General features: G+C 41.4%; 28 protein-coding genes. 1 reads left to right on the forward strand and 27 read right to left on the reverse strand.

The genetic code is table 11. The annotated features are described in order from the left end of the window. The 18 genes from UFB30_RS07015 to UFB30_RS07100 form a co-directional block, all read right to left on the reverse strand. On the reverse strand, positions 1–495 hold the full coding sequence (locus UFB30_RS07015) for a YpoC family protein (RefSeq protein WP_322420975.1): 495 nt from the start codon (positions 493–495) through the stop codon (positions 1–3). After that, positions 492–1,151 (reverse strand): endonuclease III, encoded by a 660-nt coding sequence (gene nth, locus UFB30_RS07020; RefSeq protein ID WP_322420976.1) that lies wholly within the window; start codon positions 1,149–1,151, stop codon positions 492–494. The genes UFB30_RS07015 and nth overlap by 4 nt, the downstream gene beginning before the upstream one ends. A gap of 14 nt (positions 1,152–1,165) precedes the next feature. Further along, on the reverse strand, positions 1,166–1,846 hold the full coding sequence (locus UFB30_RS07025; RefSeq protein WP_322420977.1) for a DnaD domain-containing protein: 681 nt from the start codon (positions 1,844–1,846) through the stop codon (positions 1,166–1,168). Between the two features lie 66 nt (positions 1,847–1,912). Then, positions 1,913–3,205 (reverse strand): asparagine--tRNA ligase, encoded by a 1,293-nt coding sequence (gene asnS / locus UFB30_RS07030; protein ID WP_322420978.1) that lies wholly within the window; start codon positions 3,203–3,205, stop codon positions 1,913–1,915. A gap of 77 nt (positions 3,206–3,282) precedes the next feature. Continuing rightward, a complete protein-coding gene (locus tag UFB30_RS07035) occupies positions 3,283–4,473 on the reverse strand; it encodes a pyridoxal phosphate-dependent aminotransferase (RefSeq protein WP_322420979.1) in 1,191 nt (396 codons plus the stop codon). Between the two features lie 14 nt (positions 4,474–4,487). Beyond that, complete coding sequence (locus tag UFB30_RS07040) at positions 4,488–4,955, reverse strand: hypothetical protein (RefSeq protein ID WP_322420980.1); 468 nt, start codon at positions 4,953–4,955, stop codon at positions 4,488–4,490. A gap of 12 nt (positions 4,956–4,967) precedes the next feature. Then, complete coding sequence (locus tag UFB30_RS07045; RefSeq protein WP_322420981.1) at positions 4,968–5,138, reverse strand: YpmA family protein; 171 nt, start codon at positions 5,136–5,138, stop codon at positions 4,968–4,970. 56 nt (positions 5,139–5,194) lie between these two features. Then, a complete protein-coding gene (gene dinG, locus UFB30_RS07050) occupies positions 5,195–7,957 on the reverse strand; it encodes an ATP-dependent DNA helicase DinG (protein ID WP_322420982.1) in 2,763 nt (920 codons plus the stop codon). A gap of 25 nt (positions 7,958–7,982) precedes the next feature. Further along, positions 7,983–8,369, reverse strand: coding sequence for an aspartate 1-decarboxylase (panD, locus tag UFB30_RS07055; RefSeq protein ID WP_322420983.1), 387 nt, complete (start codon positions 8,367–8,369; stop codon positions 7,983–7,985). Beyond that, positions 8,354–9,217 carry a pantoate--beta-alanine ligase gene (panC, locus tag UFB30_RS07060; RefSeq protein ID WP_322420984.1) on the reverse strand — a complete coding sequence of 288 codons (864 nt, stop codon included), beginning with the start codon at positions 9,215–9,217 and terminating at the stop codon, positions 8,354–8,356. The genes panD and panC overlap by 16 nt, the downstream gene beginning before the upstream one ends. Continuing rightward, positions 9,214–10,053, reverse strand: coding sequence for a 3-methyl-2-oxobutanoate hydroxymethyltransferase (gene panB / locus UFB30_RS07065; protein ID WP_322420985.1), 840 nt, complete (start codon positions 10,051–10,053; stop codon positions 9,214–9,216). Before panB ends, panC begins: the two co-directional genes overlap by 4 nt. A gap of 217 nt (positions 10,054–10,270) precedes the next feature. After that, a complete protein-coding gene (locus UFB30_RS07070) occupies positions 10,271–11,245 on the reverse strand; it encodes a biotin--[acetyl-CoA-carboxylase] ligase (RefSeq protein WP_322420986.1) in 975 nt (324 codons plus the stop codon). Next, positions 11,230–12,417: a CCA tRNA nucleotidyltransferase gene (locus UFB30_RS07075; protein WP_322420987.1), complete on the reverse strand. Its 1,188-nt coding sequence runs from the start codon at positions 12,415–12,417 to the stop codon at positions 11,230–11,232. The genes UFB30_RS07070 and UFB30_RS07075 overlap by 16 nt, the downstream gene beginning before the upstream one ends. Continuing rightward, positions 12,410–13,555, reverse strand: coding sequence for an N-acetyl-alpha-D-glucosaminyl L-malate synthase BshA (gene bshA, locus UFB30_RS07080; RefSeq protein WP_322420988.1), 1,146 nt, complete (start codon positions 13,553–13,555; stop codon positions 12,410–12,412). Before bshA ends, UFB30_RS07075 begins: the two co-directional genes overlap by 8 nt. Next, complete coding sequence (gene bshB1 / locus UFB30_RS07085; RefSeq protein WP_322420989.1) at positions 13,555–14,256, reverse strand: bacillithiol biosynthesis deacetylase BshB1; 702 nt, start codon at positions 14,254–14,256, stop codon at positions 13,555–13,557. The genes bshA and bshB1 overlap by 1 nt, the downstream gene beginning before the upstream one ends. Then, positions 14,249–14,632 carry a methylglyoxal synthase gene (gene mgsA / locus UFB30_RS07090; RefSeq protein WP_322420990.1) on the reverse strand — a complete coding sequence of 128 codons (384 nt, stop codon included), beginning with the start codon at positions 14,630–14,632 and terminating at the stop codon, positions 14,249–14,251. The genes bshB1 and mgsA overlap by 8 nt, the downstream gene beginning before the upstream one ends. Before the next feature lie 12 nt (positions 14,633–14,644). Beyond that, positions 14,645–15,445, reverse strand: a complete 801-nt coding sequence (dapB, locus tag UFB30_RS07095; protein ID WP_322420991.1) for a 4-hydroxy-tetrahydrodipicolinate reductase — start codon at positions 15,443–15,445, stop codon at positions 14,645–14,647. Continuing rightward, positions 15,442–15,789, reverse strand: a complete 348-nt coding sequence (locus UFB30_RS07100) for a nucleotide pyrophosphohydrolase (protein WP_435390799.1) — start codon at positions 15,787–15,789, stop codon at positions 15,442–15,444. The genes dapB and UFB30_RS07100 overlap by 4 nt, the downstream gene beginning before the upstream one ends. Positions 15,790–15,864: 75 nt before the next feature. Between UFB30_RS07100 and UFB30_RS07105 the strand changes: the two genes are divergently transcribed. After that, on the forward strand, positions 15,865–16,734 hold the full coding sequence (locus UFB30_RS07105) for a YitT family protein (protein ID WP_322420993.1): 870 nt from the start codon (positions 15,865–15,867) through the stop codon (positions 16,732–16,734). Positions 16,735–16,778: 44 nt separating this feature from the next. Here UFB30_RS07105 and UFB30_RS07110 read toward each other — a convergent pair whose 3' ends face one another. The 9 genes from UFB30_RS07110 to UFB30_RS07150 all read right to left on the reverse strand — a co-directional run bounded on the left by UFB30_RS07110 (position 16,779) and on the right by UFB30_RS07150 (position 22,863). Then, complete coding sequence (locus tag UFB30_RS07110; protein WP_322420994.1) at positions 16,779–17,456, reverse strand: zinc metallopeptidase; 678 nt, start codon at positions 17,454–17,456, stop codon at positions 16,779–16,781. 56 nt (positions 17,457–17,512) lie between these two features. Beyond that, entirely contained in the window at positions 17,513–17,656 is a 144-nt protein-coding gene (locus tag UFB30_RS07115; RefSeq protein WP_322420995.1) for a hypothetical protein, read from the reverse strand. Positions 17,657–17,679: 23 nt separating this feature from the next. Continuing rightward, positions 17,680–18,294 (reverse strand): lipoprotein heptaprenylglyceryl N-acetyltransferase LhaT, encoded by a 615-nt coding sequence (gene lhaT / locus UFB30_RS07120; protein WP_322420996.1) that lies wholly within the window; start codon positions 18,292–18,294, stop codon positions 17,680–17,682. A gap of 77 nt (positions 18,295–18,371) precedes the next feature. Continuing rightward, the gene (locus UFB30_RS07125; protein WP_322420997.1) at positions 18,372–19,136 is read right to left on the reverse strand and encodes a menaquinol-cytochrome c reductase cytochrome b/c subunit; all 765 of its coding nucleotides are present in this window, start codon (positions 19,134–19,136) and stop codon (positions 18,372–18,374) included. Between the two features lie 30 nt (positions 19,137–19,166). Next, on the reverse strand, positions 19,167–19,841 hold the full coding sequence (qcrB, locus tag UFB30_RS07130) for a menaquinol-cytochrome c reductase cytochrome b subunit (protein WP_322420998.1): 675 nt from the start codon (positions 19,839–19,841) through the stop codon (positions 19,167–19,169). Between the two features lie 17 nt (positions 19,842–19,858). Then, complete coding sequence (locus tag UFB30_RS07135) at positions 19,859–20,368, reverse strand: QcrA and Rieske domain-containing protein (protein ID WP_039809389.1); 510 nt, start codon at positions 20,366–20,368, stop codon at positions 19,859–19,861. A gap of 149 nt (positions 20,369–20,517) precedes the next feature. Then, positions 20,518–20,979, reverse strand: coding sequence for a YpiF family protein (locus UFB30_RS07140; RefSeq protein WP_322420999.1), 462 nt, complete (start codon positions 20,977–20,979; stop codon positions 20,518–20,520). A gap of 77 nt (positions 20,980–21,056) precedes the next feature. Beyond that, entirely contained in the window at positions 21,057–21,596 is a 540-nt protein-coding gene (locus UFB30_RS07145) for a ReoY family proteolytic degradation factor (protein WP_322421000.1), read from the reverse strand. Positions 21,597–21,609: 13 nt separating this feature from the next. Continuing rightward, positions 21,610–22,863 (reverse strand): tetratricopeptide repeat protein, encoded by a 1,254-nt coding sequence (locus tag UFB30_RS07150; protein ID WP_322421001.1) that lies wholly within the window; start codon positions 22,861–22,863, stop codon positions 21,610–21,612. Positions 22,864–23,182: the final 319 nt, after the last annotated feature.

Genomic DNA, 23,182 nt, shown 5'->3' on the forward strand with positions numbered 1-23,182 from the left:
TCAACCGCGCTTTCTTTTTTTTATGGCATTAAATTTTGCTGAGGTTTTGATCAGCTCCCGGAACATCTCATCCAGCTGAATAAACGAGAAATAAACAGCCGGCCTTTTTAAAATAAAAGAGATTCTTTCCTGTGGGTTCATAATTGCTACTTCAAAGTTTTTGATATCCTCTTCCCAGGCTGCAACGGACACATGCTGTTCATTCGTCCAGTAGAGCAGTGTGAAGAAAAGAGATAACCCTTTGACCATTCCGTCATATGTCTGATCTGCCTGGCCTTCAAACAACGGTCTCATCTCATCAGCAAGTACTTCCCACTCCCTCTGGATCAGTCCTGACCAGTGTTCGAGATCCTCCCAGGGCTTTTGATCATTTTTCATAGCAATCAGGTCTGCTGCAAAAAAAGGCTCAAACCTGTTACTTTCCTCTATCTCAACTTCATCAAGGTCCGGGTAAAACAATTGATGTTTATATTGATCAGGCAGTTTATATTTCATGATGTGATCTCCTGCTTCTTTTGTCTCTTCTGTCCTTCCCTGCATAAGTGCAGCAAAGGACAGTTACCGCAATCAGGCTTTTGTGCCTTACAATGATAACGGCCGAAAAAAATCATCCTGTGATGTGTCACTGACCATTCTTCTTTAGGAACTTTTTTCATTAAGGTCTGTTCCACTTCAAGAACAGAGTCTTTCCATCTGCAGATGCCAAGCCTCTTGGCAATTCGCTCAACGTGGGTATCCACTGCAATTGCAGGCCAGTCAAAGGCAACTGACATAACCACATTGGCTGTTTTTCTTCCCACACCTGGTAATGTAGTCAGTTCTTTATGATCAGCAGGTATTTCACCATTATAATGCTCTATCAGTCTTTCACAAAGATTACGAATATGCTTTGCTTTATTTCTATACAACCCGATGGAGCGTATATCATTTTGCAATTCCTCTGAAGACACACTCAGATAATCCTCAGGCGTTTTATATTTCTTAAATAAGTTCTTCGTTACTTTGTTAACCAGTGCATCTGTACATTGTGCGGACAGCAGAACTGCGATTGTTAATTCAAATGCATTATCATGGATTAATTCACAGTGAGCATCCGGAAACATTTTTTCCATTTCATCAAGACATTCTCTTATTTGAGCTTTAGTCAGCATATTTTCACTTCCTGTCAGTTCTCAAGCCAATTATAAAAAGGCGCGGGCTCGTGAGGTTTTTCTGTCTGAGGTTTGGGTTTCCTGAATTGTTCACCCTGTTTTTTTGCATCTTCAGGTGATTTGATTCCTTTTTTCTTCCATTCAAATAATATCCGGTCAATATATCTGAAATTCAGTTTTTCAGATATGACTGCCTCTCTGAGTGCTGCTTTAACGATTTCAGGACTATGATCATCCTGATCAATCCACATCGCCAGCGTTTCACACTCAAGCGGTGATAACGGCCGTCCAAATTCCTGTTCAAACATTGAATAAAGGTCAGTCTGCATCGCCATTGTCTGTTCGACTGTTTCCTGGAATTGCTCCTGCCCTGCAACGGTCAGAATACAATTCCATAATGGTTCAAGAGAGTAGTGTTCTGTTTTAATCTCTTCTTCACCTTCATTTATTTCAAGAAGATTTTTCTTCACCAGCTTTTGAATAATCTTCAGGCATTCAGATGATGTAAGCGTCATTCTATCTGCGATCTGATCAGGGGTCGGGAAAAGATTTCCTTTATCTATAAAAGCATGCAGCTGAATCAGGAGCATGCTTTCTGTTTCTGTCAGATTCAATTTTTTATAATATTTCAGCAGCATCACAGGGATGGCTGTATATCCTTCTTTTATCCATGTTTGTAACGGGAGCTGTGACATCAGTGCCCCTCCTTTCAGCTTGAAAAATGACCGAAAAGCAACTAACGCTTATTCGGTCATTTGTCATTAAGGATATAGTCTGTTTAATAGTCTAGGGAATGGAATTGTCTCTCTTACGTGCTCCACGCCGCTGATCCATGCGACAGTTCTTTCAAGTCCCAATCCGAAACCTGAATGAGGAACTGAACCATATTTTCTAAGTTCAGAGTACCACTGATATGCTTCAGGCTCCAGCTTGTGTTCTTTAATTCTCTGCTCAAGCAGCTCCAGATCATGAATACGCTCTGATCCGCCAATAATTTCTCCGTAGCCTTCAGGTGCGATCAAGTCTGCACACAATACAACATCTTCATTCTCTGCTTCAGGCTGCATGTAAAACGGCTTCAGACTTGTCGGATAATGTGTAATGAATACAGGCTTATCATAGCTTTCTGCAATTGCAGTTTCATGAGGAGCCCCAAGGTCATCTCCCCATTTAATATCGTCAAATCCTTTTTCATGTAGAAATTTAAGTGCATCATCATAAGTGATTCGCGGGAATGGTGCTTTAATTTTCTCAAGCACTGATGTGTCCCTGCCCAGTCTTGTCAATTCGAGCTGACAGTTTTCAAGAACAGACTGAACCACAAATGATACATACTGCTCCTGAACTACAAGGTTGTCTTCAAATTCATAGAATGCCATCTCCGGCTCGATCATCCAGAACTCGATTAAGTGGCGGCGTGTTTTAGACTTTTCAGCACGGAAAGTCGGACCGAATGAAAATACTTTTCCAAGAGCCATTGCAGCAGCTTCCATATATAATTGACCGCTCTGTGAAAGATAAGCATCTTCTTCAAAGTATTTTGTATGGAATAGCTCTGAAGTTCCTTCTGGTGCACTGCCCGTCAGAATTGGTGGATCTACCTTAACAAAGCCCTCTTTGTTAAAAAATTCATAAGTAGCACGGATAATCTCATTTCTGATTTTCATCACTGCATGCTGACGGTTAGAGCGCAGCCATAGATGACGATGGTCCATTAAGAACTCAGTACCATGTTCTTTTGGTGTAATCGGATAATCTGTTGACTCATGGATCACAGTCAGGTCTTTTACTTCCATTTCATAACCAAAAGGAGAGCGTGTATCCTCTTTAATTAAACCAGTCACGTAAATTGAAGATTCCTGCGTTAAGGATTTTGCTTTTTGAAAGATGTCTTCTCCTACTTCACTTTTAACGACAACTCCCTGAATAAATCCTGTACCGTCACGAAGCTGCAGGAAAGCGATCTTTCCACTTGAACGTTTATTTGCCAGCCAGGCGCCAATTGTTACTTCTTCTCCAACGTGGCTGCCGGCTTGTGAGATTGATGTTTTCACTCGATTTCCCTCCAGGAACATTAATATCTATTGTTTCATCACTAACGTATTATACCTTTGATACGTATATGGTTCAATCAGCGTTTTTTATTTTCAACATAGTCGCTGATCCGTGAAAGTGCAGTTTCAAGCGATGCCAGATCAGTTGCATAAGACAAACGGATGTTGTCAGGAGAGCCAAAACCTGAACCAGGAATCACTGCGACATTAGCCTCGCTTAACAGATCTTTTGCAAACTCGTCAACAGAGTCAAAACCGCAAAGTGCTGCAGCTTCTTTTACATTTGGAAATAAGTAAAATGCTCCCTGTGGTTTAATGCAGCGGAATCCCGGTATCCGGTTAACCTGATCAAATACTTTGTTCAGGCGGCTTTCAAATGCAGTTCTCATTTCCTCTACTGCATCCTGAGGTCCTTCATATGCTGCTAGTGCCCCGAATTGAGCAGTCGTTGTAGGATTCGATGTAGAATGACTTGCAAGGTTTGTCATCGCCTTAATAATATCTTTGCGCCCTGCAGCGTAACCGATTCTCCAACCGGTCATCGAATGTGATTTTGACACACCGTTCACAAGTATTGTCTGTTCTTTTAATGACGGTGAGATTTCAGCGATTGATGTATGCACTGTTCCGTCATAGAGCAGCTTTTCATAGATCTCATCGGAAATAATCAGCAGATCTTTTTCAAGACATGCCTGACCAATTGCCTCAAGCTCTTCCTTTGAGTAAACCATCCCTGTAGGGTTACTTGGTGAGTTAATAATCACTGCCTTTGTTTCAGGTCCGGCAGCCTCAAGAATCTGCTCTGCAGTTACTTTATAGTCGTTATCTTCTTTTCCTTCAACTATGACAGGTTTGCCTCCTGCAAGTTTTACCTGTTCAGGGTAACTTACCCAATATGGAGTTGGAATAATGACTTCATCACCGTCATTTAAAATCGCCTGAAATATATTGTAAAGTACGTGCTTAGCACCGCTGCCCACAAAGATCTCAGAAAGATCATATGTAATGTGCTGGTCTCTCTTAAATTTATCAGCGATCGCCTGTTTTAGTGCAACTGTTCCGGCTGCAGGCGTATATTTCGTTTCACCGCTTTTCATTGACTGATATGCAGCTTCGATAATATGATCAGGGGTATTAAAATCAGGCTCCCCTGCTCCTAACCCGATGACATCTTTACCTTCAGCTTTTAATTCTTTCGCTTTGGCCGTAATTGCCAAAGTTGTAGATGGTGTCAGTGATTTCACTCTGTTTGCAAGTAATTCTTTCATGATTTCTTCACTCCTTATAAGTTACGGATGGTTCTCCACCAGTCACCACTTTCAAACTTCACATAATAATAATTCAGCAAATCATCTTCATCCTCGTAGACAATTTCCCATACCGGACCTACTGATTCCATCCCGATTTTCGAAGACAGTATCTTCTGAGGCTCATCATCATTGTAAAGCATATCTAAAGCCTGTTCTTCTGATATCCCGTCTTCAACCGGAATCACGACTGAGTCAAGCTCTGTATTCTCCGGATAAAAGAATAATTGATTTGATCCTTCCATATCTCCTGTAACGATATAATACACTTCACTGCCGTGATAATGATAGCTGTCTGTCACTTCCATTCCCTGTGCTCTTGCAGCTTCTTCAGCTATTTCAAGTTCTGCATTGACCTGTTGCCTGGCAGTGGAATAGATCAGGACAAAGCAGATAATAAACACCGTTATCACGGCACTTAATAAGAGTATCCATTTTTTCATAATAACCCTCACTTATGTTCTGTAAATCGTAAAAACAGCTTTTGACTGATCCTCCTGATCCAGTGCAAGACCAAACATCAGATCATCTCTTTTGAGAGACCGGTTCAGTGCATCCACAATTTTATACAGATCCTTGGAATGATCTACTGTCACTGTAGAAATGATTTCAATCTTTTCACCCATCGGCTTCACTTCTTTCAATCAGATTTATCATAAACAGTATAACAGGTTTATTCAGCCTACAACCATTCTTCAATGTCAAAGATACACTCATCAAGACTTTTTTCTTCAACCTTCATTTCAGGAATCGAATCTGTAAATGCTTTACCATAAGATGCACTGAGAAGTCTTCTGTCAAATACCATGAAAATCCCGCGATCATTCTCGTGCCTGATCAGTCTGCCAAATCCCTGTCTGAATCTAAGAACAGCTTTAGGCAGAGAGACTTCCTGAAACGGGTTTCTATTTTCACTTTTAGCACGTTCCCATTGGGCTTTCACCAGTGGTTCATCCGGTGGTGAAAAAGGCAGTCTCACCATTACAAGGCACGACAGGTCCTCACCGGGAATATCAAGCCCTTCCCAAAAACTGCTGGTGCCGAATAAAACTGCTTTATCAAATTTACGGAAATTCTTTGACAGCTTTGTTCTGCTGCCTGCCGATATCCCCTGGGCAATCAGGACAAAATCCTCCATCTGCTGACTTTCTTTTATTAATTCATACGTATTGCGGAGCATCTCATGTGAAGTAAACAGCACGAGCATCCTGCCGGAAGTTGCCTCGGCGATCACCGCTAAATGACCGGTAATCCATTCAACATATTCTTCAGGTGTTACGGATTTAATATCCGGCAGATCATTCGGCACCATCAGCCTCACATGATTCCGATAGTCGAATGGTGATTCATACTTGTTAATGATCAGCTTTTTTCCTGCAAGTCCTGATGACTGAATAAAATGATCGAACGAGTCATTTACTGCCAGTGTCGCACTTACCGCAACCGCAGGCAGGGAATCATCGAAAAACGCATGCTGAATTTTATCCTTCAGATCCAATTCATTTGCAACAATTGTCAGGCTTCCGGGTATAGATCTCAAATCCCCTTCAATCCAATTCACATATTGATCATGCTTTCTGATAAATAACGTTCTGATGATTTCAATTAATCTTTCCCATTCCTGAAACAGTGCGCCGGCATCTTCTACTGCTGCTTTTTCATGAACAGTCAGCTTTGTTTTCTTCTTCCCGATCGCTTCAAGCTGTTTTAACAATGTTTTCAAACAGTTTTTCAATTCATTTAACAATCTTTCAAAACTGTACTTAACATACTTCCAGTCGCTATGATCACCCTGCAAAAGCAGTTTCTGCTTTTGAAATCCTTTTTGCCGCTTAACGTGATTTTTAAAGTACAATCCAAGCTGATAAAAAGATGCGTCTGTTTCCTGATTCAGCCGGTCCCAGCTTTCAGGATGAAAATAGTCACATGAGATCTTATGTTTATTAAGGATCGAATGAAGTTTTTCTGATATTCCATCCTCCTGGCTTCCGGTTAATCGTGAAATGGCGAACTTTATTTTCATATAGTCCAGCCTGATGCCCCACTGATTTCTGCAGGTCTCCTCCAGGTGATGCGCTTCATCAATCATCAAATGGTCATAGCGTGGAAATGTCCCGGTGTCTTTAAGTTTATCAACTGCCAGCATTGCGTGATTTGTGATCACAATATCTGCCTGCTCGGCCTTCTTTAATGAATAACTGTAAAAATCACGCTCGGCCCAGGGATCCTGATTTTTATCCAGATACCAGCCGCTATGTCTGATTCTGTTCCAGTATAGCAGGCTGCCTCCTGACAGGTTCAACTCATCTATATCACCGGTTTCTGTTTCCGTTAACCAGGTTAATAACTGCATTTTAGCAAGCACAGTATCATATTGCCGGTCATTTTCTTTGAGTGACTGCTCAAATTTCATCATATGAATGTAATTACTTCTGCCTTTGAGCACAGCAGTTGCCAATGAATTATGCAGCAAAGCGTTTATTTTCCCGGCAGTTTCAAGCAACTGATCCTGCTGTTGAAGTGTCTGTGTGGTGATGCATATTTTTTTACCTTCGTTTACTTTTATAACAGCAGGTATCAGTAACCCGAGTGTTTTCCCTACTCCGGTTCCAGCTTCTATGACCGCATGCGATTGTGTCTGAAAAGCTGTCAGTATATCAGTGATCATTTGAAGCTGTGCTTCCCTCTTCTGATATCCGGGCACAAGCTCACTGATAAAGTTTTCGATCTCTATTTCAGGTTTTTTAAAATGGCTTTTTTGAACCAGCTGCTTCTTTCTGATTGCAATTCCCCTGAAAACTTCAAGTTCATCAGGAAGATCAGTGAGATTTTTCTTTTTTTCTTCTATACACAGTTCAAAAAAGAGGTCTAAATCACTTTTTAAAAATGCAGATTGACCTGCCAGCTGCTCTACAGTCAGTAAAGGCATGTTCATCACTTTATTATGTAAACTGATTAATAGTTCTGCAGTTGCAAGCGCATCGCTGTCAGCCTGGTGGGGACGATCATGCTCAAGTAACAGATTTTCCGTCAGATCCCCCAGTTTAAAACTTGCTGCTTCAGGCATTAATGCACGTGACAGTTCAACTGTGTCCCAGGCTGGTCCCGAGAACTCATTCAAATCAGCATTTCTTAAAGCTCCATTTAAAAAAGGCAGATCAAATTGAACATTATGTGCAACAAAAACAGCTCCCTTCAGCATTTCCTGGATGCGGGGAGCAATCATTTTAAAATCAGGTGCATCTGCTACATCTTGCTCTGTAATACCTGTCAGTTCAGTAATGAAAGGAGGGATCGGCTGCACTGGATTTACAAATGATGAATAGGTCTCAGTTACGCTCATGTTTTCAATCAGAACGACCGCAAATTGTATTATGCGGTCGCCTCTTCTGTATGAATTTCCGGTTGTTTCTATATCCACCACTGCAATTTTTTCTGATCTCATACCTTTCACAGCCTTTATCTGATTTCTAGCCCATTACTGTTGCTTCAGGCTCATGGTGTATCAATTCTGTAATTTCATTATGCTCATTCATAATTGCCACTTTCGGCTGGTGGTGCTTTGCCTCTTCATTCTGTACAAGCATGTATGAGATGACAATAATAACATCGCCCTCCTGTACAAGTCTGGCTGCTGCACCATTTACACACATAACACCACTTCCACGTTTGCCTTTAATAATATAGGTCTCAAAACGGGCGCCATTGTTATTATTAACGATTTGCACTTTTTCATTTGGATACATTCCCACAGCATCCAGAATATCTTCATCAATCGTAATACTTCCTACATAATTTAAATTAGCTTCTGTCACTCTTGCTCTATGAATTTTACCACTCATCATTGTTCTGAACATTCCGGTTCCTCCTCAGTCGTAAATATGATATTGTCGATTAATCTGGCCCGCTCGAACCTCACCGCAGCAGCAATAATCAGACGGGTATCTGACTCAGAAGGCACCTGCAATTCAGGATAGGTGAGGATTTCCACATAATCCAGCTCGCCGCTTACAGATAACAGCTCATTTTTAAAGTGGTCAATTGCTGCCATCCTGCCGCTTTGAAGATATACTTTAGAACTTAATTGTAACGCCTGATAAATGGCTGGCGCTTCTTTTCTTTCCTGATCGCTCAAATAGACATTTCTTGAGCTCTTGGCAAGTCCATCCTCTTCCCTTACCGTTTCAACCGGAATGATTTCAGTCGGAAAATGTAGGCTTTTAGCCAGACCTTCAACGACAGCAACCTGCTGGGCGTCCTTCTGCCCAAAAAAACTTTTATCTGGATCTACGATATTGAAAAGGATTGATAATACAGTTACAACGCCATCAAAGTGTCCGGGTCTTGAAGCCCCGCACAGTACATCTGTCCGATCAACTGCCATAACCTTGACAGATGGTTCAGATGGATACAGCTCAGTCACATCCGGATAAAAAAGCAGATCCACACCTGCTTCTTCTGCAAGTCTTCTGTCTCTTTCAATATCTCTCGGATACCTTTCAAAATCTTCTCCCGGACCGAATTGCAACGGATTGACAAAGATGCTCATGACAGTAATGTCACATTGAATGACTGATTGTGCCACCAATGATAAGTGACCTTCATGTAAAAAACCCATTGTCGGGACAAAACCGATTGATTTGCCCTTCATTTTATAGCTGTTAATGGTATTCTTCATATCTTGAACAGAACTGATTGTAATCACGAATTCGTTCCCCCGTAAAGAGAAATTCTTTCTTCTTCTTTCAGGTTAAACGAATGGGATTGACCAGGAAATTTCTGCTCCTTTACCTCTTTATTATACTGTTTAATCGCTCCCACAATATCAGGATAAACTTCAGTATATTTTTTAACAAATTTAGGAACGCGATGATCACCGTAACCGATCAGATCATGAAAAACAAGCACCTGACCATCTGACTGGACACCTGCGCCTATTCCCACAGTTGGTATTTTACATAATGCCGTAACCTTTTCAGTGATCTGCTGTGGAATACACTCCAATACAACTGAAAATGCACCAGCCTGTTCACAGGATAAAGCATCATCGATCAGCTGCCTTCCCTGTTCAGCCGTTTTAGCCTGCACTTTAAAGCCGCCGAGAACACCTGCACTCTGCGGTGTCAGACCTAAGTGTGCCATTACAGGAATACCACTCTCAACCAGCGCCTCGATCATTGGCAGTACGTTTCCAGCCCCTTCAACCTTTACAGCATCAGCGCCTGACTCCTGCATGATTCTGGCTGCAGCTCTGAGTGTTTCTTCACGCGACAGGTGATAAGTCATAAAAGGCATATCCACAACAATAAACGTATCCTTTGCACCGCGTCTGACCGCTTTTGCATGATGAATCATATCTTCTATTGTGACCGGAACCGTTGAATCATACCCCAGGACAACCATGCCAAGAGAATCTCCTACCAGAATCATATCTGTCTGAGCCTCCTCAGCAGCTTTGGCAGAAGGGTAATCATATGCGGTAACCATTGTAATTTTTTCACCGTTTTGTTTCATTTTTAAAAAATCAGCAGTTGTTTTCACGTTTTCTCCTCCTTTATTTCAGAGGAAGACGAAATACTGCAGACATAAATAAAACCCTCTGTTAGACAGAAGGATGCCGCAGATTATTCCGGTCCTCTGTCCCTGTCACATAATGGATCAAGGCAGATCATTGCATTTGTTTGTTAAAAGGTGCAGTTCTTAAAGGATACTGCCCACTCACAGTATAACAGATCAATCACATCCGCATCTATAAAAACTACTCAATGTCAGCTGAGTAGATCAGGTGCGTTTCCCCATTTTCATCAATCAGTTTTAATACACCCTCATTCGTGATACCTGATGCAAGACCTTTTATCTCTTTATTCAAAGTTCTTGCTGTTATGTGTTTCCCTATTGTAATTGCATACTTCTCCCAAATCTCTTTGATCGGTTCGAAGCCTTCACTTATATAGACGGCATAGTATTTTTCAAGATTAAAGAGAATTTCCTGCACAATGCCAGCTCTTGAGAACGTTTTGCCGCTTTCTATATGCAGTGAGGTAGCAATCTGCTGTATTTCCTCAGAAAAATCCTCAATATCCTGATTCACATTAATTCCTATACCGATGATCAGGGAATGGATCTGTTCACTGTCTGCCTGGAGTTCAGTTAAAATACCAGTAATTTTCTTTCCATTGATCAACAAATCATTCGGCCACTTGATATCTACTTTCAACCCGCACACTTTTTCAATTGCTTCCACAATCGCAACTGCAGCAATCAATGTAAACTGCGGTGCTTTCTGGGGTGGAAGTGATGGTCTCAGCAGCAGACTCATCCAGATGCCGGTACCTTTCGGAGAGTACCAGGTTCTTGCCATCCGGCCTCTGCCTGAAACCTGCTCCTCTGCGATCACTAAAGTACCTTCATCTGCATTTTCCTGTGCAAGGCGGTGTGCAATTTTCTGGGTGCTCTCCACTGATTCAAAAAAATGAACAAATCTGCCCAGGCGATCAGTCTGTAACCCTACCAGTAGGTTATTTTCATTCAATTCATCCGCTTTTCCGAGTAATCTGTAGCCTTTTTTCCGCTTGGATTCAATGATAAACCCTGATGATCTTAAATCTTCAATATGCTTCCAGATTGCTGTTCTAGAACATCCTGCCTGATCTGCAAGCTCCTGTCCTGAAAAGTAACTGTCTTCAGCCGATGATAATGCAGCAAGTATAGATTCTCTTATTTTTGAAGCCATTCTGTCTCCACCCAATCTCTAATATCACTTAAATGGTTATTCAGCTTTTCATCTAAAATCAGTTTTTCAATTGCAGCTGTACAATCTTTTACCCATGGTCCGCCACTTCTGCCTGTCCACTTAATCAGATGTGTGCCCTTGAAAACAAGATCTGTCCTGGATTTTATGATCATAGAATTGTACAATTCTTTTATCTTTTTTTCATCATAATGTCTGTTTTCAAGCACTGCTGCCGTTTTTTCAGCTGATATAATTGGCTCTAAGCCAACATAATAGAGATCAGCTTTAGTAAAAAGTCTCTTTTTTCTGGTTCCAACTAACCCGGCAAGCAAAACCATATTCATGATCGTTTTATTAGACATTCTCCATGGCCTTAATACAGCTTTAATATCCTGATATTGTCCAGTAAGTATCAAAAGCAGCATCCGCTCCTCAGCTTTCAGGATCCGCCAGTTTTTCCCCTTCACTTCACTTACGACACTGTCGGTGATCAATTCCGGCAACCATTCAGCAATTCCTGTGTCCACTGTATAAGTCAGTGCTCTATCCATTGCAGGTCCGTGAAGCAGCTTTTCAAATTCAGCTGTCATTCTCTCAACTGCTACATGGGAAAGCCGCGAAGCAAAGCGTTTAATCGCATCATAAGTATTCTTTTCAATTGAAAAATCGAGCTGCGATACAAAACGGACTGCTCTCAGCATCCTTAACGCGTCTTCACTGAATCTCTCTTCGGGACATCCTACCGTCCTGATTTCCCTGTTTAACAGATCTTTTCTTCCGTCAAATAGATCTGTTAATTCAAAAGAAGTGGATAATGCCATTGCATTCATCGTAAAGTCTCTTCTTTTCAAATCTTCTTCGAGGGATCTGACAAACTGCACATCATCAGGCCGCCTGTTATCTGAATATGTGCCTTCTGTTCTAAAGGTTGTCACTTCAAACTGACCATGCTTATGGAGTACGAGAACCGTTCCATGTTCAATGCCTATATCGACGGTTTGTTTAAAAATTCCTTTAATTTCTTCAGGTGTTGCTGAGACTGCAATATCTATATCGTTAATCGTTCTGCCAAGATAATAGTCACGTACACAGCCACCCACAAAATATGCTTCAAACCCATGAGCTTCTATCTCTTTTAAGACCGGCAGTGCCTGCTTGAAACACTCATTCATCCTTCATCTCTCCGTGTAAAAGTTCATCATACATTGCTTCATATTGTCTGATAATCTTACTTGAATGAAAGTCATTTTGAACAGTCACGACCGCCTGGCGTGAAAATGAGGAGTGCAGTTCTTCATCTTTCAGGAGCTCTACTGCCGCTGCCCCCATTGCAGTTGTGTCACCAACCGGGAAAATATAGCCATTTTTCCGGTCAATGATCACTTCAGGTATTCCACCTGCATCAGTTCCGATACATGGTACGCCGCATGCCATTGCCTCGAGTGCGACTAAACCAAAGCTTTCTTTTTCAGATAACAGCAGCATCAGGTCACTGATTGAATATAACTCCTCCAGGTTGTCCTGTTTTCCAAGAAATAAAACATGTTCTTTGAGACCCAGTTCATCAACTTTTTTCAGTACTGAAGACATCTCTGGTCCATCGCCTGCCAGAATTAATTTTGACGGTAACGCTTGATGAATGTGAGCAAATACACTCACAACATCCAGAACTCTTTTTACTTTTCTGAAGTTGGAGACGTGAATAATAATTTTTTCATGCTCTTTAATCCCGTAATCTTTTTTCAGATAATCTGATTGTACTTTTCTGTAAATTCTTTCATCAAGAAAATTATAAAGTACATCGATCTCTTTATCAGGGGCAATAAGCTCTTTCGTCTGATCCACCAATGCTCTGGACACAGCTGTCACTCTATCGGACTTTTCAATACCGAATTTGATTGCTTTTGTCAGACTGTCGTCAACGCCCAGTACAGTAATATCCGTGCCATGCAGGGTTGTGACAATTTTCACATCGCTATTTGCCATCTGTTTTCCCATAATGGCACAGACTGCGTGTGGAATTGCATAATGGACGTGCAGAATATCGAGATTTTCACGTTCAATAACATCAGCCATTTTATTTGCAAGCGCAATATCATAAGGCGGATATTGAAAAACCGAGTAATGATTGACTTCCACCTGATGAAAATATATATTTGAGTACATTTTATTCAGCCTGAATGGAATACTGGATGTAATAAAATGTATCTGATGTCCTTTTTCAGCCAGCAATTTTCCGAGTTCAGTTGCTATAACGCCTGACCCGCCTACTGTGGGATAACACGTAATCCCTATTTTCATTTTTTTCATTATATGCCAAACCCTTTATTTATTAGTAATGGCTTATCACTTTTAAATCCTTCAGCCATTTTTACCTCTACCTCTTTACCAAACACCCTGTCTCTTGCGATTACTGTTTCTATGTACCCATCCGTCAACGGTGTCTGTACACCGTTCTCAGGCGTGAACTGACTTTTATAAGCAGACAGTGACCGTACTTTCTGTTCATGAACGTCAGTCACATCAACAACAAAATCAGGCTTATGTATACCGTTAATCATGTAATGATAATGTGCAGCTTTATGGGCGGGCTGTTCAGTTTCATACTTTCTGATCCTCGCTGAAAAAACGGCTTCAATTACAATGTTTGCTGCATGCATATGGTCCGGATGTCTGTCTTCATAGTACGGTGAGAAAATCATTTTCGGTTTTACTGCCCTGACCATACGTACGACCTGTTCGATCGAATGCTGATCAGCAGAAAGCTTCCGGTCACCCAAATCAAGGTTCATTCTTTTCTTAACACCTAAAATAGCGGCGGCAGCGTCCGCTTCTTTTAATCTGTTTTCAGGAGTACCATTTGAAGACATCTCTGCCTTTGTTAAATCACAAATCACTGCAGACATTCCTTCACCTATCCATTTTGCCAGTGTACCGCCCATCCCGATCTCGACATCATCAGAATGAGCACCAATGGCCAGAATATCTGCCTGAAGATCTTTTTTATACATGATCAAGGTCCCCTCTGATGATCCCTTTTATCAGGATTTTGGCAGAACCGATATTAGTAGCCATCGGGATATTATAAACGTCCCCAAGTCTTACGAGTGCAGACACATCCGGCTCATGAGGCTGTGCAGTTAACGGATCACGGAAAAAGAATACCGCATCGAGTTCCTGGTTAGCGATTCTGGCACCAATTTCCTGGTCACCGCCAAGCGGGCCTGACTTAAAGCGATGGATCGGTAAATCTGTCAGTTCATTGATCTTCATTCCTGTTGTTCCTGTTGCAAATAACTGATGTCTCGCAAATTCATCTTTATATTCCTCAACAAACTTCAACAGTTCCTCTTTCTTTTCATCATGGGCAATGAGTGCAATATTCATTAGTCCAGCTCCTTAATCAATAATATTTTCGACACCGTATACGAGTTCCTGAAGATTCATAACTGAATGTATACACAGCTTTACGCCTGACATAAATGATCCTCTGTCATGTGAATCGTGTTTAATTGTGAGAAGCTGTCCTTCGCCGCCGAACATGACCTGCTGATGTGCTACGAGCCCCGGCAGTCTGACACTGTGAATCCGGATCCCGTCAATATCGCCGCCCCTTGAACCTGTAACAGTTTCTTTTTCATCAGGGTGCCCCTGCTGTTTACTTGCCCGCTGTTCTTTAATCATTTCGGCCGTTTTTAATCCGGTTCCTGATGGTGCATCCAATTTTTGATCATGATGCATTTCGATGATTTCTACATCTTCAAAATATTTCGCTGCCATTTGAGAGAATTTCATCATCAGGATCGCACCAATCGCAAAGTTAGGTGCAATAATCGTGCCTAATTGATTCTCTTTTGAAAGCTCTTTCAGCTCTTCCAGTTCTGTTTGAGTGAATCCTGTCGTTCCGATTACCGGCCTTACCCCATTAAGTAATGCGGTTTTGGCATGTAAGTATCCGGTTTCCGGCGTAGTAAGATCAACTAATACATCCGGCTTTACTGTGGTAAAACATTCTTCAGGACTTGTATAGATCACTGCATCCGAGTTGAACCCTTCAAGGTCTGATAGCTGATTATGGTTATATTGTCTGTCAATTACAGCAGACAGCTTCATACCTTCTGTCTGCTCCACAAGCTTTACTGCTTCTCTTCCCATTTTTCCACGCGGTCCAGCAATCACAACTGAAATTTCATTCGTCATTTTTCATTTTCCTCCTTTTTCGTCCAGCGGTCTTTATCCCTTGTTCTGAATTTGTTCATGACTTTATGATGAGCTTCTTCGAGGCTGATCCCCTGCTCATTAGCAAAACAGATAAGTACAAAGAGTAAATCACCTAACTCCTCTTCAATTGTACTGGCATCTTCTGTATTTTTTTTCGGTTTTTCGCCATAATGATGATTAATCTCTCTTGAGAGTTCACCTAACTCTTCAGTCATTCTGGCAAGCATCGTCAAAGGCTTAAAGTATCCTTCTTTAAACTGTCCGATATACTGGTCTACATCCCGCTGCATGTCTTTCACTGTGAAATTCGACTCTTTCATCATGTACCTCCGTGATATTGCTAATTCATGGATGATTAGCATATAATGTTGAACGTATGTATAAAGGGGGGGATTCGTTTGTTTGGTCTTAAATTAAAAAACATTTTATTTATTATTTTTGGTGCTGCTGTATTTAGTTTCGGCATTGTTCATTTTAACATCCAGAACAATCTGGCTGAAGGCGGTTTTACCGGCATTACGTTATTATTATACTTTATATTCGACTTCAAGCCTTCTATCACGAATTTACTTTTGAATATTCCTGTATTTATGATCGGATGGAAGCTGCTCGGGTTAAGATCTTTTTTATATACCCTGCTCGGAACATTAAGTGTATCACTTTTTCTTGAATTATTTTATATTTATCAATTCTCGATTCCACTTTCAAATGATTTGTTTTTAGCAGCGCTATTTGCAGGTGCATCTATCGGTGTCGGGCTTGGTATTATTTTCAGATACGGCGGAACTACAGGCGGTGTTGACATCATTGCAAGACTGGTTAAAAAGTATGCCGGATGGAGTATGGGACGCACGATGTTTATTTTCGACGCAGCTGTGATTGTGTTATCTCTGGCAACTTATTTGAATTATCGTGAAGGGATGTATACACTGGTCGCAGTTTTTGTAGGCGCAAGAGTGATTGACTTTATGCAGGAAGGCGCTTATACGGCGAGAGGAGCCATGATCATCTCCCCGCATCAGAAACAAATTGCTGATCTGATTGCCGTTGAAATGGATCGCGGTGTAACAGTTCTTACCGGTTATGGACACTATTCGAAAGAAAAACGCGAAGTATTATATTGCGTGGTTGGAAGAAATGAACTCGTGAGGCTAAAAAACCTGATCACGTCTGTGGATCCACATGCGTTCGTGTCAGTGACTGATGTACATGATGTGTTGGGTGAAGGATTTACGCTGGATGAGAATAAAAAACCGATTGAAACGTAAAAAATCCGGAAGCTTCTCAGTTAGAGGCTTCCGGATTTTTAAGTTTAATCGTCTCCATTCATTCCAATGAACATCAGAATAAATCTGAGCAATTCGAGCAGTGCAACTAATGCGGCTGCTACATAAGTAAGTGCTGCGGCGTTTAATACTTTTTTAGCATGGGGTTCTTCTTCATTTCTGATCAGACCGATACTGACCATCTGATTCATTGCACGGGATGATGCATTGAATTCTACAGGCAGTGTAACAAACTGAAAGAGTACGGCTGCTGCGAAGAAAATAATACCTCCAAGCATAAACTCCATTGAACCCAGAAGCATACCGGCAATGATTAAAATAAATGAGAAGTTTGATCCTAGATTTGCGACAGGGACAAGTTTATGACGCAATCTTAGAAATGCATAACTTTCTGCATCCTGAATAGCGTGTCCCACTTCGTGTGCTGCTACAGCAGCACCAGCCACTGACATACCATGATAGTTGTCCGGTGACAGTACGATTTCCTTTGTTCTCGGATTATAATGGTCACTTAGAAAACCTTTACCAGGCTTTACCGCTACATCATAAATACCATTCTCATGAAGGATTCTCTGGGCAACTTCAGCTCCAGTCATATTTGCTGTTGTCTGAACTTTAGAGTATTTTTTATACGTCTTTTTGACACGGCTGCTCGCCCATAACGGCAAGATTAAAATCAGCGCAAAATAAATCAGGATTTCCATTCAGACCCTCCATTATTATTGTTTGATTAAATTTTACCTTTGAACTAAATTTACTGTCAATTATTACGGTCACGGTCTGGCACATTCTTTTTTTCTTTGTCATATTTTCGCCATGAAACATAGCTGAGAACTGATATGATGGAGCAGGCTGTGAATAAACTCAACACGATAAATGGCATATTGGACACTGCAGCAAGCATAAGTAACCCCTCCTTGACCTATGCTATGCCTGTGAATTATTTCTATGTAAAGTCCTTTGCCAATCTCTTCGATGTATTCCGACATACCACGCAATGAAAACAGAGCATATGCTTAACCAGAAAGTGAAGTAACCGATATGATCAATCATTTCTGATAACCTTGAATATACCGGGTATTGCATATAGACATAATCAATTACATCATTATGAAACGTCCAGACAGCAGCCAGCACAATATGCCACAATTTCATCCGGTAAAATGGTGCATATAACAGCCCCTGCACCGCCATTGCAGCATGAGATATAACCAGCATCCATGCAACAGCCGACATTTCACCTGTTACATTCCAGGTCAGCAAATTCATGACTACAGCCCAAATGCCGTACTTAAACAGTGTCACTATTGCGAGCGCTTCAATCAACGGCCACTGTTTCCGGATTAAATAACCGAAAATGACAATTGTGAAAAACAGGCTGGCTGTCGGACTGTCAGGTACGAATATTAAAAAGATGGGCTCCGTGGCAGCCAGCTGAAATCTGTACCAGTAGTAGCCATAAATCGTACCAAGGAGATTTGTGATAAACAAGATGATAAGAAAGTACCGGTTTGTCAGCCAAGAGTAGATATATTCCTTCATTTTCCCACCTCCTTAGTCAAATGGATCCAAAATTTTATGATTAAAAAAAGAGCCGGATGATCCGGCTCTTTTTTACATTATTCTGCTGCAGGATCTGAAAGATATTCAGCAAGCTGCTGAAGTTCTTCATCAGAACCTTCGAACAGACCGGCAGGCATATTACCCTGACCGTTTACTGCAATGTCAGCAATTTCTTCTGGTGACAGGCCTGATTCAGCCAATGCAGGACCTGCTCCACCTTCAAGGTTTTCACCATGACAGTTGATACAGCCCTGCTGTTCATAAATCGCGTAACCTTCTGCTTCAGTATTAATTTCAACTTCAGCAACAATTTCACCCTGACTGCGCTGTGTTTCCCAGTCATGATAAGCAACTGATTCCCATGTAAGGAAAATCGTTGCAGCGACACCTAGCAGCATAAATCCTGTTGCAAGCGGACGCTTACCAGGACGGCGCGCAGGTCCGCGGTCAAGAAATGGTGCAAGCAGTAATGCGCCAAACGCAATACCAGGAATAACGAAAGCACCAATTACGTTATAAGGACCAGATGCGAAATCATATTTCAGCAGCTGATATAAAAACAAGAAGTACCAGTCAGGAAGAGGAATATATCCTGCATCCGTCGGGTCAGCAATTTTCTCAAGCGGTGGTTCGTGCGCTACAGTTAAAGCTAAGAAGCCAATTAAGAACACAGAACCTACAAGCCATTCTTTTAACAAGAAGTTTGGCCAGAAAGCTTCCGTTTTTCCAGGAAACTCTGAGTAATCTTTTGGAATATTCGGTTTACGATTCGCCGGTACACGTGAGTCTCCGACAAACTTCATCCCTTTTCCACGATGCATAGTTTTCCCTCCTTTTTAATCCAGATGTTTTTACAGTGGTCCTGAGATACCCTGCTTACGAATCATGATAAAGTGGGCTGCCATCAGACCAAGTAGTGCACCTGGCAGGAAGAATACGTGAATTGCAAAGAATCTGGTTAATGTCTGAGCACCCAGTATGCTCGTATCCCCTGCTAATAGAACACGGATCTGCTCACCAATCAGTGGTGTTGCAGCAGCAATTTCAATACCTACCTTAGTTGCGAATAGAGCTTTCATATCCCAAGGCAGAAGATAACCTGTGAAACCTAGTCCAAGCATAACGAAGAAAATAAGTACACCTACAACCCAGTTAAGTTCACGCGGTTTTTTGTAAGCACCTGTGAAGAATACCCGTAAAGTATGAAGAAACATCATGACAATAACAAGACTGGCTCCCCAGTGGTGCATCCCGCGGACGATTACGCCGAAGGCAACTTCATTTTGTAAGTAATAAACAGAGCGCCATGCATTTTCAATATCTGGCACATAATACATGGTCAAAAACATTCCGGATAAGATCTGAATAACGGTTACGAAGAATGTCAGTCCGCCAAAGCAGTATACGAAAGCTGAGAAGTGGTGAGCAGGGTTAACGTGCTCAGGAACTTCGTGATCAGCAATGTCACGCCACATTGGGGTGATATCCAACCGTTCATCTACCCAATCATAAATCTTATTAAGCACCCATTACGCCTCCTTTACTATGCAATTGTGTTTGGAACAACTTGTCCAAGCTGCAAGATGCCATCGTCAGATACTCTCGTCTCGAACATGTCAAGAGGAGCAGTCGGTGGCGTTCCCGGTACGTTCTTACCGGATTTTTCATACAGTCCATTGTGGCAAGGGCAGAAGAATCTGTTAGGATCACTTTCTCTTCCTTCCCAGTTAACTGTACAGCCTAAGTGTTTACATGTTGGGTTTAAAGCTACCACTTCCTGATTTTCATCAAGATAAACCCAAGCAGTCTGAGTTACTTCGGACGTATACCATGCATCTTTCTGTTCATAAGAAAAGTCTACACGGGTTGGTACGTCACTCAATTCATCAACCGAAGTACCAGTAGAGATGAAATCCCCTCCGGCTTCAGCAGTTAATACAGGATCAATCGCAAAACGCACCATCGGCATAAGCATCCCTGCAGCCATGAAACCGCCTACACCAGTTAATGTATAGTTTAAAAATTGACGACGTGAAACACGCTGATTACTCATTAATTTCCCCCCTCTACCGTCAGGTCAGTCCCTCGGACATTTTTCGCACAAATATATAACTAGGACATATTCATGATATATCAATATATTATCAAGGTCAATAATCCGTTAAACCTTTTCATTTCAACTATGTGAAGTTTTTTTGAACGTTAGTTCGCCTGCCATTTTCCGACGACAATTTTCAAAAGCTGACTTATCTGATCTTCGATGATTTTTTGCTTATACTTCCCTTCCATATGTTCCATTGGAATGGATGGAAGCCAGATTAAATCCGCTCCCAGGTCTGCCTCAGTCTCTCTCCAGAACGGGTCTGAAGTTACGAGGAAGATATGATCAAAGTCATTATCTTTTAACGTTTGTGCCCATTCTGCCATCCTTGCTTTTCTTTGCTCTTTATTTTCTGAAGAAAAATACGTAAATGGTGGCAGGAGCATCATACGCCCTTTAAACTGTTTTTCAAGCATTGCTGTTACGAGGGGAATAAACTCCGCCTGATCAGCTTCCTGCTTCGCCTGGTCCCCGAAACTGACCGGTAACAGGGGAACAACAGCCGTATCTATGTATTTCTGTTCCTGAAAAAAAAGTTCAATATCTTTTGTATTCCAAATCATTTTCATCTCTCCTTTATGCGTAGCCGGCAATTAAATTGTAGCACAAAAAATATAGACAGCTCACACTGTCTATATTTTCAGGTCAGACTCTTAAGCCGGTCCGTCAGCTGTCTGAATTTATCTTTATCCTGCCGGTCTAACGCTTCATCAATTTCTTTCATCAATTGATTCCGCCGGTTCTCTGCAATACTGTCTGTCAGAAATTGTTCTGCTAATTCTTTTTCTTTTTTCGTCAGATGAACTTCCTTAGGCGTAAAAGGATTATCCTCAAGCACAGCAGCATATTGATAAGATGAATAAGCCGACTCAAAATTCAGCTGCACATACAAATCTTCTTCACGGTGAAGCCTGATATCATGAAATGATTTTTCCGCATCCGTTGTCATGACATGTTCTTTATAAAATCTGAAGGGTACTTCATCGCTGCAGGCAGTCGACATGACAATACCGCGCGGGCAGTATCTCGCATCCTCAACGAAATGCAGATTCTCTATTAACTGGTCATGGCTCAGCAAATAATTCATTATCCAGACTGACTCTCTTTTCTTCAACTGATAGTGCTGTAAAAACCACTTAATAAAGTCCTTTTTTTCATGTGCTGAAATAGATGGGGCCAAGCCAATCCCTCCTTTATTCTTGTCTCAAATGCTCTATATTCATCTGCCACTCTTCATTTGTCGGATCCTTCTCTGAAAGCTTCACATAAATGTCGAGGGCATCTTTATGTCTGCCTTCTTCTAAAAGAAAATTCCCGTAATCTTCTAAGAAATCACTATGATCATTATATACCACATAAGCTTTTTTATATTCTTCAGATGCTAAAGAAAAATCCTCTCTCAGCTCATAAGCTTTTGCAGCATCCCATAAAAATTGAGGGTCATCCTCTCCTGATTCTCTCACTGTTTGAATAATATCAAGGCATTCATCGGGTTTTTCCTGTTTAAGAAGTACTTTATTTAAAATCAAAGCAGCTTCAAGATAGTCAGGATCAATTGCGATAGCCTGTCTCAAGAACGATTCGGCTTTTTCTTCATTTGCTGTTTTCAGAGATAACTTACCTGCTGTCAGGAATAATTCTTTATTAAACGGATCATGCTTAACACCTTTTTCAGCTGCTTCAAGTGCTTTTGAGAGCTCCTCTTCGTGTTCATAGGAATGTGCCAGCAGCTTATACGCACTATGGTAGTCAGGGTCAAGTTCAATTAATTCCTCAAATACCTCAGCTGCAGTAAGATTGTGTCCTGCCTGGTATGCCGTGAAACCGTACTGGAAGAGTGTTTCCGCATCCCTCTCATGTTCAAGTGCCTCCTCATAATACGAAAGGGCTTCCTCGAACGATCCTCCTGCACTGTAGCATTCACCAAGTCGTTTACTGATGATCACACCGGCAATTTCCTGTTCAGATAGCATTTTGTAAAACCTGATTGCTTCAAGGAACCTGCCCTGCTGGATATAAAATTCAGCAAGTGCAAACTGGATCACTTCTTCTGATTTGTCAGCCTCATATGCTTTCAGTAATTTCTGTTCACTTACTTCATGAAGCCCCTGCATATGATACAGATCAGCAGAAAGCAGCATTGCGCGGGCATAAAACTCACTTGAATCAGTAATTGTCTCAAGCAATTCCATCGCTTCTTCGATCTGATCAAGCTCTGCATGCGCTTCAGCTTTCAGCACTGTAAGTTCAGTTTCTTCAGGGTATAATTCAATTAAATCTTCATAAAGCTCGATACTTTTTTCCTGAAATCCCAGGCTGAACAGGGCTTCTGCAGCTTCATACTTTTCCTCATCCGTACCGATTCTCTTCAACTCATTATATATTTTCATTGCTTCTTCAAGACTTCCTGCATGAAGATAATCAATCATTTGCTGTAAATCGTTCATTATAAAACCTCTTTTCGTCCATATCTCATAAAAGAATAAGAGAACTTGGATTCAGTTTCAACTAATACCTCTTATCTAGTAGAATTCGCTTTTTCTTTCTGAAACCCTTTTTTAAAATCAAGTCTTTTTTAAAGTTAGCTGTTGATTGCAGCGGGAGGGGAACGCTTTTCGCGGCCGGGCGTTGAGCCAGCAGGCTTCATCATAAGCCTCACCTGTCCCTTCTTGCGAGCCGCCCCCTTACGCTTCAATCAACAGCTGTGCAGAAACAATAATGATCTTTAACACCGCTAGAATAAAAAAGGCTGAAAGGAAACGGTCA

The sequence above is a fragment of the Jeotgalibacillus haloalkalitolerans genome (assembly GCF_034427455.1).
Taxonomy (GTDB): Bacteria; Bacillota; Bacilli; order Bacillales; family Jeotgalibacillaceae; genus Jeotgalibacillus; species Jeotgalibacillus haloalkalitolerans.

Coding starts and splice junctions, on each gene's coding strand:
- UFB30_RS07015 (WP_322420975.1), bottom strand. CDS start 495: ATGAAATATAAACTGCCTGATCAATATAAACATCAATTGTTTTACCCG.
- nth (WP_322420976.1), bottom strand. CDS start 1,151: ATGCTGACTAAAGCTCAAATAAGAGAATGTCTTGATGAAATGGAAAAA.
- UFB30_RS07025 (WP_322420977.1), bottom strand. CDS start 1,846: ATGTCACAGCTCCCGTTACAAACATGGATAAAAGAAGGATATACAGCC.
- UFB30_RS07035 (WP_322420979.1), bottom strand. CDS start 4,473: ATGAAAGAATTACTTGCAAACAGAGTGAAATCACTGACACCATCTACA.
- UFB30_RS07040 (WP_322420980.1), bottom strand. CDS start 4,955: ATGAAAAAATGGATACTCTTATTAAGTGCCGTGATAACGGTGTTTATT.
- UFB30_RS07045 (WP_322420981.1), bottom strand. CDS start 5,138: ATGGGTGAAAAGATTGAAATCATTTCTACAGTGACAGTAGATCATTCC.
- dinG (WP_322420982.1), bottom strand. CDS start 7,957: ATGAGATCAGAAAAAATTGCAGTGGTGGATATAGAAACAACCGGAAAT.
- panD (WP_322420983.1), bottom strand. CDS start 8,369: ATGTTCAGAACAATGATGAGTGGTAAAATTCATAGAGCAAGAGTGACA.
- UFB30_RS07070 (WP_322420986.1), bottom strand. CDS start 11,245: ATGGCTTCAAAAATAAGAGAATCTATACTTGCTGCATTATCATCGGCT.
- UFB30_RS07075 (WP_322420987.1), bottom strand. CDS start 12,417: ATGAATGAGTGTTTCAAGCAGGCACTGCCGGTCTTAAAAGAGATAGAA.
- bshA (WP_322420988.1), bottom strand. CDS start 13,555: ATGAAAAAAATGAAAATAGGGATTACGTGTTATCCCACAGTAGGCGGG.
- bshB1 (WP_322420989.1), bottom strand. CDS start 14,256: ATGTATAAAAAAGATCTTCAGGCAGATATTCTGGCCATTGGTGCTCAT.
- mgsA (WP_322420990.1), bottom strand. CDS start 14,632: ATGAATATTGCACTCATTGCCCATGATGAAAAGAAAGAGGAACTGTTG.
- dapB (WP_322420991.1), bottom strand. CDS start 15,445: ATGACGAATGAAATTTCAGTTGTGATTGCTGGACCGCGTGGAAAAATG.
- UFB30_RS07100 (WP_435390799.1), bottom strand. CDS start 15,789: ATGATGAAAGAGTCGAATTTCACAGTGAAAGACATGCAGCGGGATGTA.
- UFB30_RS07110 (WP_322420994.1), bottom strand. CDS start 17,456: ATGGAAATCCTGATTTATTTTGCGCTGATTTTAATCTTGCCGTTATGG.
- UFB30_RS07115 (WP_322420995.1), bottom strand. CDS start 17,656: ATGCTTGCTGCAGTGTCCAATATGCCATTTATCGTGTTGAGTTTATTC.
- lhaT (WP_322420996.1), bottom strand. CDS start 18,294: ATGAAGGAATATATCTACTCTTGGCTGACAAACCGGTACTTTCTTATC.
- UFB30_RS07125 (WP_322420997.1), bottom strand. CDS start 19,136: ATGCATCGTGGAAAAGGGATGAAGTTTGTCGGAGACTCACGTGTACCG.
- UFB30_RS07135 (WP_039809389.1), bottom strand. CDS start 20,368: ATGAGTAATCAGCGTGTTTCACGTCGTCAATTTTTAAACTATACATTA.
- UFB30_RS07140 (WP_322420999.1), bottom strand. CDS start 20,979: ATGATTTGGAATACAAAAGATATTGAACTTTTTTTTCAGGAACAGAAA.
- UFB30_RS07150 (WP_322421001.1), bottom strand. CDS start 22,863: ATGAACGATTTACAGCAAATGATTGATTATCTTCATGCAGGAAGTCTT.